11 protein-coding genes are annotated in these 11,927 nt (G+C 75.6%); 8 read left to right on the top strand and 3 right to left on the bottom strand.

Annotated features, from left to right (window positions below):
• Positions 1-376: 376 nt before the first annotated feature.
• The 5 genes from V9U69_RS09295 (at position 377) to V9U69_RS09275 (ending at position 6,956) form a co-directional block, all read left to right on the top strand.
• Positions 377-1,837 (top strand): glycoside hydrolase family 3 C-terminal domain-containing protein, encoded by a 1,461-nt coding sequence (locus V9U69_RS09295; protein WP_337061385.1) that lies wholly within the window; start codon positions 377-379, stop codon positions 1,835-1,837.
• Positions 1,838-2,047: 210 nt separating this feature from the next.
• Positions 2,048-3,232, top strand: a complete 1,185-nt coding sequence (locus tag V9U69_RS09290; RefSeq protein ID WP_337061384.1) for an endo-1,4-beta-xylanase — start codon at positions 2,048-2,050, stop codon at positions 3,230-3,232.
• A gap of 61 nt (positions 3,233-3,293) precedes the next feature.
• Positions 3,294-4,346 (top strand): LacI family DNA-binding transcriptional regulator, encoded by a 1,053-nt coding sequence (locus V9U69_RS09285; RefSeq protein WP_337061382.1) that lies wholly within the window; start codon positions 3,294-3,296, stop codon positions 4,344-4,346.
• A gap of 9 nt (positions 4,347-4,355) precedes the next feature.
• Positions 4,356-6,566, top strand: a complete 2,211-nt coding sequence (locus V9U69_RS09280) for a SpoIIE family protein phosphatase (protein ID WP_337061380.1) — start codon at positions 4,356-4,358, stop codon at positions 6,564-6,566.
• 96 nt (positions 6,567-6,662) lie between these two features.
• Positions 6,663-6,956 (top strand): hypothetical protein, encoded by a 294-nt coding sequence (locus V9U69_RS09275; protein WP_337061379.1) that lies wholly within the window; start codon positions 6,663-6,665, stop codon positions 6,954-6,956.
• Positions 6,957-7,009: 53 nt separating this feature from the next.
• Here V9U69_RS09275 and V9U69_RS09270 read toward each other — a convergent pair whose 3' ends face one another.
• Entirely contained in the window at positions 7,010-7,255 is a 246-nt protein-coding gene (locus tag V9U69_RS09270) for a hypothetical protein (protein ID WP_337061378.1), read from the bottom strand.
• A 322-nt stretch (positions 7,256-7,577) separates the two neighbouring features.
• Between V9U69_RS09270 and V9U69_RS09265 the strand changes: the two genes are divergently transcribed.
• Both V9U69_RS09265 and V9U69_RS09260 read left to right on the top strand, forming a co-directional pair.
• Positions 7,578-8,093: a GAF domain-containing protein gene (locus tag V9U69_RS09265; protein ID WP_337061377.1), complete on the top strand. Its 516-nt coding sequence runs from the start codon at positions 7,578-7,580 to the stop codon at positions 8,091-8,093.
• Between the two features lie 89 nt (positions 8,094-8,182).
• Positions 8,183-8,827, top strand: coding sequence for an MBL fold metallo-hydrolase (locus V9U69_RS09260; protein WP_337061376.1), 645 nt, complete (start codon positions 8,183-8,185; stop codon positions 8,825-8,827).
• A 78-nt stretch (positions 8,828-8,905) separates the two neighbouring features.
• On the opposite strand, the gene V9U69_RS09255 is transcribed toward V9U69_RS09260, so the two are convergent.
• Both V9U69_RS09255 and V9U69_RS09250 read right to left on the bottom strand, forming a co-directional pair.
• Entirely contained in the window at positions 8,906-9,916 is a 1,011-nt protein-coding gene (locus tag V9U69_RS09255; RefSeq protein WP_337061375.1) for an aldo/keto reductase, read from the bottom strand.
• 55 nt (positions 9,917-9,971) lie between these two features.
• The gene (locus tag V9U69_RS09250) at positions 9,972-10,379 is read right to left on the bottom strand and encodes a MerR family transcriptional regulator (RefSeq protein ID WP_337061373.1); all 408 of its coding nucleotides are present in this window, start codon (positions 10,377-10,379) and stop codon (positions 9,972-9,974) included.
• A gap of 124 nt (positions 10,380-10,503) precedes the next feature.
• On the opposite strand from V9U69_RS09250, the gene V9U69_RS09245 reads away from it, so the two are divergent.
• Complete coding sequence (locus V9U69_RS09245) at positions 10,504-11,925, top strand: NADP-dependent succinic semialdehyde dehydrogenase (RefSeq protein WP_337061372.1); 1,422 nt, start codon at positions 10,504-10,506, stop codon at positions 11,923-11,925.
• Positions 11,926-11,927 lie beyond the last annotated feature (2 nt).

Raw genomic sequence — 11,927 nt, 5'->3', positions numbered from 1 at the left:
CCCCCCCCCCCCCCCCCCCCCCCCCCCCCCCCCCCCCCCCCCCCCCCCCCCCCCCCCCCCCCCCCCCCCCCCCCCCCCCCCCCCCCCCCCCCCCCCCCCCCCCCCCCCCCCCCCCCCCCCCCCCCCCCCCCCCCCCCCCCCCCCCCCCCCCCCCCCCCCCCCCCCCCCCCCCCCCCCCGCGACCGGCCTGGCCTCGGCGCTGCGGGAGCGCCTCGGCGCGGACCGGGTCCTCGCGGAGGAGGGTGCGGACCGGATCAGCCTGCGGCACACCACCTCGGGCCGCTACGTCACCGCCGCCGCCGACGGCGCGCTGCTGGCGAACGCCGGGGCGGCCGGTGAGGACGCCCGCTTCGACGTCACCGAGTGGGCCGACGGCGTGGTGACCCTGCGGCACGCGGCGACGGGGCGGCTGGTCACCCGCGGCGAGGCCGGCCTGGCCGCCACCGCCACCCGCGTGGGCGGCTGGGTGGTGCAGGAGACGTTCGCCGTGCACGCCGACGCCGGCACCGTCGCGCTGCGGCACGAGGGAACCGGCCGCTGGGTCGTGGTGGACCCCACCACGGGGGCGCTGTCCGCAGAGGCCGTCGAGCCCGCCGGTGCCGCCCGGTTCGTCCGGCGCACCCACCGCAGCGGCGCGGCGGCCGCCGCCGCGGTCGCGGCCGGCGCCGACCACGTCCTCGTCGTCGTCGGGAACGACCCGCACGTCGGCGGCCGCGAGACGCAGGACCGCACGAGCCTGGCCCTGCCGCACGCGAGCGCGGAACTGGTGCGGGCGGTGCGCGAGGCGGCACCCGGGTGCGTGCTGGTGCTGCTCTCCTCCTACCCGTACGCGCTGGGCGACCTGCTCGACGAGGTGGGCACCGCGGTGTGGTCCAGCCACGCCGGCCAGGAACTGGGGCACGGGCTGGCCGACGTGCTGCTCGGGGACGTCGAGCCGTCCGGCCGGCTGCCGCAGACCTGGTACCGCGAGGACGCGGTCCTGCCCGACGCGGTGGACCACGACGACGTCACCCGCCGCGCGGGCTACGCGTGGGGCGAGCGCGGGGTGCTGTTCCCGCTGGGCCACGGCCTCGGGTACGGCTCGGTGGAGCACCGCGGCGTCCGCGCCGACCGGGCGCTCGCGCGGGCCGGCGAGGAGGTCGAGGTGAGCGTCGAGCTCGTCAACGACGGCGAGCGGGCGGTCGTGGAGCTGGTGCAGGTGTACGCGACCGCGCCGGGGCTGGCGGTGCCCTTTCCGCGGCGCCGCCTGCTGGCGCACCGGCGGGTGCGGGTGGAGCCGGGGTCGAGCACCACCGCCGTGCTCGCCGTGCCGGTGGACCGGCTGGCGGTGCGCGACGTGGCGCGCTCGCGGACCGGGGTGCTGCCGGGCGAGTACCACCTGCTGGTGGGTTCCTCCGCCGAGGACGTGCGCGCGGAGGTCGCGCTGACCGTCGAGGGCGAGCCGCTGCCGCCGCGCGAGCCGGTGCGGGCCGCTGCGTTCGACGCCGCGGAGGGCGTGGAGCTGGTGCCCCGCGACGGCTCGGACCGCACGGCGGTGCGGGCCGCGGTTCCCGGCTGGGGCGCCCGGCTGGAGTTCGCCGGTTGCGCGGCGGCCGGGGTGGTGGCGCTGCGCTGCTGCGTCCGGGGCGAGCGCGACGGTGACGAGGTGGTGGTGCAGGTGCGCGGGACGTCGGGCGCGTGGTTGCCCGCGGGGCGCGCCGCACTGGCGGCGGGTTCCTGGGGCGAGGTGGAGGTGCCGCTGCGGCTGCCCGCCGCGGAGCGCGCCGACCTGCGGATCGCGCTGCCCGCCGGGGCGGTGCTGGACGAGCTGGAGCTGGTGCGCCGCGCGGCCCGGTAGCCCCTGCCGGAGAACCCCCACCGGAACCCCGCGGTGATCTCGCACGGTTGAGCGCTCGCGCTCGCAGGATCACCGCGGGTGGGTGGGGTGGGCGAAGGAGCGTGACGCTGCGCCGACGGGTTGACGCTGGCTGTGCCTCTCCCTAGAGTCCGGGGCACCCGCTTCCGGAAGCCTTTCCGGAACTCTGGCGATGAAGCCGAGGAGCAGAGCATGCGCCGAGCACGCACCCCCCGCACCGCCTTCCGGGCCTCCCGGATCACCACCGCCCTCGTGGCCGCCCCCCTGGCCGTGGCCGCGCTCGCCGCACCGGCGACCGCCGCCCCGTCGCCGGCCGCGGCGGAGCGGGCCACCCAGAGCGCCGAGCGCGCCGGCCACCACGAGCGCGACACCCTGCGCCGCGCCGCCCCGAAGGGGTTCTTCATCGGCACCGCGGTCGCCGGCGGCGGCCACCACGCCGAGCAGCCCTACGCGGACCCGTTCGCCTACGACGTCGAGTACCGCGACGTCATGGCCCGCCAGTTCAACTCGCTGTCGGCCGAGAACCAGATGAAGTGGGAGTACATCCACCCCACCCGCGACTTCTACAACTTCTACCCGGCCGACGCGATCGTGCGCTACGCGCAGGAACACGGCCAGGTCGTGCGCGGCCACACCCTGCTGTGGCACAGCCAGAACCCCGCCTGGCTGGAGGAGGGCGACTTCTCGAAGGAGGAGCTGCGCGAGATCCTCCACGAGCACATCACGAAGGTCGTGGGCCGCTACGCGGGCCGCATCCAGCAGTGGGACGTCGCCAACGAGATCTTCGACGAGAACGGCGAGTACCGCGAGGAGAACATCTGGATCCGCGAACTGGGACCGGAGATCGTCGCCGACGCCTTCCGCTGGGCCCACGAGGCCGACCCGCGGGCGAAGCTGTTCTTCAACGACTACGGCGTGGAGAGCATCAACGCCAAGAGCAACGCCTACTACGACCTGATCAAGGAGCTGAAGGCCGACGGCGTGCCCGTGCACGGCTTCGCCCCGCAGAGCCACCTGAGCACCCAGTACGGGTTCCCCGGCGACCTGGAGGCGAACCTGGAGCGGTTCGCCGCCCTGGGCCTGGAGACGGCCATCACCGAGCTCGACGTGCGCATCGCCGGCCTGCCCGAGGACGGCGAGCCCACCGCCGCCCAGCAGGCGCAGCAGGCCGACTACTACCGCCGGGCCCTGGAGGCCTGCCTGGGCGTGGAGACCTGCAACTCCTTCACGATCTGGGGCTTCACCGACAAGTACTCCTGGGTGCCGGTGTTCTTCCCCGCGGAGGGCTCGGCCACCGTCATGACGGAGGACTACGAGCGCAAGCCCGCCTACTACGCGCTGCAGGACACGTTGCGCTCCGTGCGCGGCAAGCGCTGAGACCGCAGCGGTGGGAGCGGGTGCGCCCCGGACGGTGCCGGTGACGGCTACCGTTCGGGGCGTGCCCGACACCAGCAGCCGACAGGTGACGATCACCGACATCGCCCGCGAGGCCGGGGTGTCGGTGCCCACCGTCTCCCGCGTCGTCAACGGGCGCGACGACGTGGCCGCCGCGACGCGCGAGAAGGTGGAGGCGCTGCTGCGCCACCACGGCTACCGCGTCCAGCGCGGGCCGCGCCGCTCGCGGGCCTTCCTGCTGGACCTGGTCTTCGACGACCTCGACTCCCCCTGGGCGGTGGAGATCATCCGCGGCGTGGAGGAGGTCGCCCACGCCGCCGGCGCCGGCACGGTCGTCTCGGCGGTGCACGGGCGCAGCGCCGCGGCGGAGACGTGGCTGCAGAACCTGCACCGGCGCGCCAGCGACGGCGTGCTGCTGGTGACCACCGACCTGCAGCACGACCTCGGCCCGGTGCTGTGCGAGAGCTCGGTACCGCTGGTGGTCGTCGACCCGGCGGGCCTGCCCCCCGTGGGCGTGCCGTCGGTGGGGGCGACGAACTGGGCCGGTGGCGTGGCCGCCGCCGAGCACCTCGTGCAGCTGGGGCACCGGCGCATCGCGCACATCGGCGGGCCGGCCCACCTGCTGTGCAGCCGCGCGCGCCTGGACGGGCACCGCGCCGGCGTGGAAGCCGCCGGCCTGGTGCTGGAGGACGAGCTGGTCCGCGAGGGTGACTTCCGGCAGGGCTCCGGGTTGCGCGAGGCGCAGGCGCTGCTGGACCTGCCCGAGCCCCCCACCGCGGTCTTCGCCGCCAGCGACCAGATGGCGCTGGGCGTGTACGAGGCGGTGCGCCGCCGCGGCCTGCGGGTGCCGGAGGACCTCAGCGTGGTGGGCTTCGACGACCTGGACCTGGCCACGTGGGCCTCGCCGCCGCTGACGACGGTGCGCCAGCCGCTCGCGGAGATGGGCGCGGCCGCGGCCCGCACCCTGCTGGACGTGGCCGACGGTCGCGAGGTCCCGCACCCGCGGGTGGAGCTGGCGACGACCCTGGTGGTGCGCTCGTCCACGGCGCCCCCGAGGGGACTCGCCGTAGCGAATACGGAGAGTTGCGGGAAGTAAGCTCTGCGTGTGGTCAGTCGCCGGCGCGAGCACCAGACGCTCCTCGAGGTCACGACACTGTCCCTGCGCCACGGCCAGGACCTGCGCGCCATCCTGCACGCCGCCACCGTCGCCGCCACGGACGTCACCGGCGCCGAGTACGGCGCGTTCTTCTACCACGACCGCGACGAGCACGGCGACCGGCTGGACCTGCTGACGCTCGCCGGGGCGTCGGCCGAGGACTTCCCCGCCACCGAGCCGGTGCGCAACACCCCCCTGTTCGCCCCCACCTTCACCGGCGCCGCCGCCGTCCGCATCGACGACGTGCTCACCGACCCGCGGTTCGGGCGCGGCGGCCGCCGCGGGATGCCGGCCGGCCACCCGCCGATGCGCAGCTACCTCGCCGTGCCCGTCACCTCCACCGACGGCCGCGTCCTCGGCGCCCTCCTCTTCGGCCACCGCGAACCCGGCCGCTTCGACGAGGACGCCGAGGCCGCCGCCACCGCCGCCGCCCGCGGGGCGGGCATCGCCATCGACAACGCCCTGCTGGTCGGCGAGCAGCGCACCGCCCGCGAGCTCGCCGAGGACCGCGAGGCCGCCGCCGCGGCCGCCGCCGCGCGCACCGCGCTGCTGCAGTCCCTCACCGCGCTGCTGTCCACCAGCGCCACCACCGCCGACATCACCGCCTCGGTGCCGCGCGCCGTCGTCGAGGCCGCCGGCTGCACGGCCGCCGCCCTGTACCTCGCCGACCCCGCGCACGGGGTCCTCACCGGCAGCGGGCACCCGCCCCTGCCGCCCGAGCTCGCGGCGCTGCGCACCGTCGCCCCCGACGCCGACGACCCCGTGGCCGAGGCCGTCCGCACCAGCGCCCCCGTCGTGCTCGCCGGGAGCGGCGCCCGCAGGCCCACGGGCACGCCCGCGCAGCTGCCCTGGGCGTCCGCGTCCACGCTGGCCGTGCCCCTCGTCGAGCGCAGCGGACGCCCCCTCGGGGCGCTGGTGGTCGAGTGGGACGACGGCGAGCCCACCGACGTGGAGGTGGCCCTGTTCGCCAGCGTCGCCGCCCAGGTGGCCCTCGCCCTCGAGCGCGCGCAACTGCTCGACGCCGAGCGCGCCGCCCGGGAGAACCTCGCCGTCTCGGTCGGCGCGCTCACCGAGCTGGCCCGCACGCTGCAGCGCGGCCTGCTGCCGCAGCGCCTGCCCGTGCTCGAGCGGGTCGCCGTGGCGGTGCGGTACCAGCCGGCGGTCGTGGGCGCCGAGGTCGGCGGCGACTGGTACGACGCCATCGCCCTCGACGACGACGTCGTGTTCGTCATCGGCGACGTGCAGGGCCACAGCACCACCGCCGCCGGGCTCATGGGGCAGCTGCGCACCGCCGTGCGCGCCTACGTCACCGAGGGGCACGGGCCGGCGGCGGCGCTGGAGCGCACCAACCGGCTGCTCGTGGAGATGGCCGAGGAGCTGTTCGCCACCTGCTGCCTGGTCCGCCTCGACCAGGGTTCCGGGACCGTCACCGTCGCCACCGCCGGCCACCCCGCCCCCCTGGTCGCCGACGGGCCGGACCTGCACGAGCTGGACGTCGAACCCGGCCCGCCGCTGGGTGTGGACCCGGAGGCGGCCTACCCCACCGCCACCCACCGGCTGCGCCGGCGCAGCCGCGTCGTCCTCTACACCGACGGGGTGGTGGAGTCGCGCGCCGAGCAGCTCGAGGAGGGCGTGGAGTCGTTGCGGCGCACCGTGGCCGCCCACGCCGGCGCCTCGTGCGAGGAACTGGCGAACCGGATCATGGCGAGCATCCCGCACCGCCTCGACGACGACGCCGCCATGCTCGTGCTGGAGTACGCCGGCCCCAGCGCCCAGCTGGAGGAGGCGACGCTGCCGCTGCCGGGGGACGTGCGGGCGGTGGCGCGCTCGCGCGCCTTCCTGCGCACCGCGCTGGAGGCGTGGGACGCGACCGAGCTGCTCGACGAGGCGGAGCTCGTGCTCAGCGAGCTCGTCACCAACGCCCTGGTGCACACCGACTCCGCCACGGGTGTCCTGCTGCGCTACGACCGCCTCGCGCAGCGCCTGACCATCAGCGTCCAGGACCGCTCCACGCGCCACCCGCGCGAGCGGCACGCCGACCCCGACGCCCTGGGCGGGCGGGGCCTGGGCATCGTCGAGGCCGTCGCCGACGACTGGGGCGTCTCCCTCGAGGGCGAGGGCAAGACGGTCTGGGCGGAGCTGGCGATCGAGGCGACGTGAAGGCCGGACGGGTGCCCGCCCGCCCCGCGCGTTCACGACCGCGGGCCCCGGTGCGGTACTTTCCGGAAGACGTCCTCGTCCACGTCGGAGGTGCCCGTGCCCGCCCTCAGCGCTGAAGAACGCACCGTCCTGGACCACCTGCGCGCCTGGTACCGCACCCACCGCGGGGCCCTGCCGGCCGAGCGGGTGGCCACCGCCACCGGCCTGCCGACCGCCGCGGTGTGCGCGGCCGCCGGCGTGCTGGCCGTCGCGGCGGGGGTGCGGACCTACCACCGCACCTCCCCGTCGGGGGAACCGGTGACCCTCTTCCTCGACGCTCCCGAGCCGCCCCGCCGCGTCATCGACCTCACCAGCGGCCTCAGCGAGGCGGAGGCGACCCCGCCCCGCTGAGGGCGCGAGCTCGGCGGGGCGCTCCGCCCGCTGCGCGCAGCAGCCGGGGCCGCCTACGCGGAGCGGAAGATGCCGTGCACGCGCAGGCGGACCAGGCAGCTGCGGGCGGCCATCCGCATCGGCTGGTCCGCGCAGTGCTCCACCAGCCACTGCCCCACGCGCTGCAGCTCCTCGGGCTCCAGCTGCATGCCCAGGCAGTCGGTGGCCAGGGCCGCCTCGGTCCACACGGCCAGCGCCCGCTCGGGGTCGGAGACGTCCGCGAGGCGCCGCAGCCACTCCACGGCCGTGGGTGCCTCCACGGCGCGCGGTGCACGGCGCCCCGGTGCGCCCGGCTGCTGTGCCTGCCCTGTTCCCATGCTCAACCACATCGGCGCCGCGGGGCACCACGTGCAGGGAGCCGGACGGGTGACGCGGACGGGTGCACCGCCGAGCGCTGCGCGGACGGTACTGCGGCGGCCGCCGCACGTGCGGTGCCCGGAGCGCGCACGGTTCACCCACCGGGGTGGGGCGAGCGGGTGGTGTGCCGCCGCAGGTGTCAAGGACGTCCCCGGTTCCGGTCGATGTGCAGGCGGTACGGGTTCCCGAGCAGCGTGGACCCGTCGCGAGGACGAGGAGCGGACGATGGACGAGGCCGGCGTGCTGACCGACCGCGCACGGCTGACGGCGGCCGCCGACTGGGACGGCGAGCACCCCGAGCTCAAGCGGCGCCTGGACGAGGTGGCGGCCCGCACCGCCGCCCGGCTGGGGTTCCCCCTCAGCCTGGTCAGCCTCGTGCTGGACTCGTCCGTGGTCTTCGCCGGCAGCCACGGCCTGGTCGGCTGGGTCGCGCAGATCGGCGCCATCCCCGTGGAGTGGTCCTTCTGCACCACCACCGTCGTCCGGGACGCCCCGTACGTCGTCCCCGACGCCACCCTCGACGCCGACCAGCACGACAACCCGGTGGTGACCGAGGACGGTGTGCGCGCCTACGCGGGCGTGCCGCTGCACACCCCGGACGGGCAGGTCGTCGGCGCCCACTGCGTCATCGGCGTCGAGCCCCACGACTTCACCGCGCAGGACATCGCGGAGCTGGAGCGCGCCGCCGCCGAGCTCGTCACCATCTTCGAGGAGCACCGCACCCGCACCGCGGCCGCCTGATCCACCTCAGCGAAGCGGCGGGCCCGCCTCGCCGGGGCGGCGACGCGCAGGACGTGCGCGGCGGGAGCCGGCGGGGCCACGATGACGCCATGCGCATCACCCGCTACGGCCACAGCTGCCTGCTCGTCGAGACCGCCCGCGCCCGCGTCCTGGTGGACCCCGGCGTCTTCAGCCGCGGCTGGGAGGAGCTCACCGACCTCGACGCGGTCGTCGTCACCCACCAGCACCCCGACCACGTGGACGTCGAGAAGCTGCCGCAGCTGCTGGAGTCCGACGACCGGGCCGTGCTGCACGCGGAGCCGGAGACGGCCGCCTCGCTGCGCGGGGCCGGCATCGAGGCCTCGGCGCTGCACGCCGGGTCCACGCTCACCGTGGGCGACCTGAGCGTCGAGGCGGTCGGCGGCGAGCACGCCCTCATCCACGCCGACGTGCCGCAGGTCGGCAACGTCGGGCTGCTGCTGCGCGCCGAGGGCGAGCCGACCGTCTTCCACCCCGGCGACTCCTACGCGGTGGCGCCGGAGGGCGTGGACGTGCTGGCGCTGCCGCTGAGCGCCCCGTGGGCGGCGAGCAGGGAGATGATCGACTTCGTGCGGGCCGTGCGCGCCGGCAGCGGTTTCGCCATCCACGACGCGCTGCTGTCCGAGGTGGGGCTGGGCCTGTACGCGGGGCAGGCGAAGAACCTCGGCGGCCTGGAGCTGCGCCCGGTGGAGCACGGCGTCCCCTTCGACGTCTGACCCCCTCCCCCGCCTCACCCGCGGTGATCAAGGAAGTTGCAACTTCCTTGATCACCGCAGGAGGGGGGTGCGGGGGGGTCAGCGGTGGACGGTGCTCATGTCGGGGTACCGGTCGCCGGCGGTGGCGCCGGCCGGCAGCACGGCGTCCAGCCGGGCGAGCTCGTCGGCGCTCAGCTCGACGTGGACGGCGGCGACGTTCTCCGCCAGGTAGCTGCGCCGCTTGGTTCCGGGGATCGGCACCACGTCCGGGCCCTGCGCCAGCAGCCAGGCCAGCGCCACCTGCCCGGCGGTGACGCCCTTCGCGTCCGCCAGGGCGCGGACCTCGTCGACGAGCCGGAGGTTGCGCTGGAAGTTCTCCCCCTGGAACCGCGGGTTGCTGCGGCGGAAGTCGTCCGGCGCCAGGTCATCGACGCTGCGGATCGCGCCGGAGAGGAAACCCCGGCCCAGCGGGGAGTACGGGACGAAACCGATGCCCAGCTCGCGCACGGTGGCGAGCACGCCGTTCTCCTCCGGGTCCCTCGTCCACAGCGACCACTCGGTCTGCAGGGCGGTCACCGGGTGGACGGCGTGGGCGCGGCGGATCGTCTCGGGGGCGGCCTCGCTGATGCCGAGCCGGCGCACCTTGCCCGCCGCGACGAGCTCCGCCATCGCGCCCCACGTCTCCTCCACGGGCACCGTGGTGTCGACGCGGTGCTGGTAGTAGAGGTCGATGACGTCCACCCCGAGGCGCTGCAGGCTCGCGTCGCACGCGGAGCGCACGTACTCGGGGCGGCCGTTGACGCGCCGGCCCCCGTCGGGCAGGAACTCGTTGCCGAACTTGGTCGCCAGGACCACCTCGTCGCGGCGGGAGGAGATCGCCCGCCCGACGAGCTGCTCGTTGGTGAACGGCCCGTACATGTCGGCGGTGTCCAGGAAGGTGACGCCGACGTCGAGGGCGGCGCCGATCGTGGCCAGGGACTCGGCCTCGTCGCGGGTGCCGTAGAAGGCGCTCATGCCCATGCAGCCGAGGCCGAGGGCGGAGACGGTCAGCTCGGTGCCGTTCGCGGCGCGGCCGAGCGTGCGGGTGGGGACGTCCGTCGCGGGTGCCATGCGAGGAGCCTGCGACTTCGAGCGCGCTCGAAGTCAACTCCACACCGCCCCGGGGTCAGCGAGGGCGCTCCGGGGCGCCGAGCTGCGCCGCGTACCCGTCGATCTTCGCCGTGATGGCCCCCAGGTGGGCGGTCACCTCGTCGAGCTGCGCCAGGACGCGCTTCCGGTGGGCCGTCAGCACCGCCAGGCGCTGCCGCTCGGTACCGGCACCGGCCCGGACCAGCTCGGCGTACTCGCGGATCTCCCGCACCGGCATCCCGGTGGCGCGCAGCCGCTGCACCATCACGATCCAGCGCAGGTCGTCCTCGCCGTAGCGGCGCCGGCCCGTGGTGGTGCGCGAGGGCGCCCCCACGAGCAGCCCCTCGGTCTCGTAGTAGCGCAGCGCGTGCGTGCTCAACCCCAGGCGCTGCGCGACCTCGGCGATCGTCAGGGACGCGGCGGGCCGCTCCTCGGTGCTCGTCACGGCGCCAGTGTGCCCCCGGCAGCGGTCCCCGCGCGGTGGCGGGCCCGGCCCCGGGCGGGTAGGACGGGTCCCCGGCAGCACCGGCCCGGCGGGCCGGTGACGAGCACGTGCGGAGGGACCCGAAGTGGCGATCGCGACGATCAACCCGGCGACCGGTGAGACGGTCAGGGAGTTCGAGCCGCTGAGCGAGGAGGCGCTGGAGGACCGGATCGCCCGGGCAGCGGCGGCGTTCGCCTCCTACCGGCTGACGAGCACCGAGCAGCGGGCGGGGTGGCTGCGCGCGGCCGCCGACGTGCTGGAGGGCGACACCGACGACGTGGCCGCCCTGATGACGACGGAGATGGGCAAGACCCTCGCCGCCGCGAAGGCCGAGGTGGGCAAGTGCGTGGCGGCTCTGCGCTACTACGCCGAGCAGGGCCCGTCCTTCCTGGAACCCCGGCCGGCGGACGCCGAGGCCGTCGGTGCGCAGCAGGCGTACGTGACGTACCAGCCGCTGGGCGCGGTGCTGGCGATCATGCCGTGGAACTTCCCGCTGTGGCAGGCGATGCGCTTCGCCGCCCCGGCCCTGATGGCCGGCAACGTCGGCCTGCTCAAGCACGCCAGCAACGTGCCGCAGACCGCCCTCTACATGGAGGAGCTGTTCCGGAGGGCCGGGTTCCCCGACGACGTGTTCCAGACCCTGCTCATCGGCTCCGGAACGATCGAGCGGGTGCTGCGCGACGACCGCGTGGTCGCCGCCACCCTCACCGGCAGCGCCCCCGCCGGGCAGTCGGTGGCCTCGATCGCCGGGGACGCCCTGAAGCCGACCGTGCTGGAACTGGGCGGCAGCGACCCGTTCGTCGTCATGCCGTCGGCGGACCTGGACACCGCCGCCGGCGTCGCGGTCACCGCCCGCTGCCAGAACAACGGGCAGAGCTGCATCGCCGCGAAGCGGTTCTTCGTGCACACCGACGTCGCCGAGGAGTTCACCCGGCTGTTCGCCGAGAAGCTCGCCGCGCAGCGGGTCGGGGACCCGATGGACGCCGGCACGCAGGTGGGCCCGCTGGCCACCGAGTCCGGCCGCGACGACGTCGAGGAGTACGTGGAGGACGCCGTGGCCAAGGGCGCCACCGTGGTCGTCGGCGGCGAGCGCGTCGACGGGCCCGGCTGGTACTACCGGCCGACCCTGCTCACCGGGATCACCGAGGAGATGGACCTCTACCACGAGGAGGTGTTCGGGCCGGTCGCCGTGCTGTTCACCGTCTCGAGCCTGGACGAGGCGATCGACATCGCCAACAGCCACCCCTACGGGCTGGGCTCGAACATCTGGACCGAGGACGAGGACGAGCGGGCCCGGTTCATCAGGGACGTGCACGCCGGGATGGTGTTCGTCAACGGGATGACCACCAGCTACCCGGAACTGCCGTTCGGCGGGGTGAAGCAGAGCGGTTACGGCCGCGAGCTCACCGACCTGGGCATGCACGCGTTCATGAACGCCAAGACCGTCTGGATCGGCCCGCCCGGTTCCGAGCAGCGCCAGGGCGACACCTCCACCGCCTCCGAGTAGAA

It is taken from the genome of Kineococcus sp. G2, from assembly GCF_037154035.1.
GTDB lineage: Bacteria > Actinomycetota > Actinomycetes > Actinomycetales > Kineococcaceae > Kineococcus.
The sequence above is the reverse complement of the archived record's forward strand: the minus strand, read 5'-3'. Positions and strand labels throughout refer to the sequence as shown.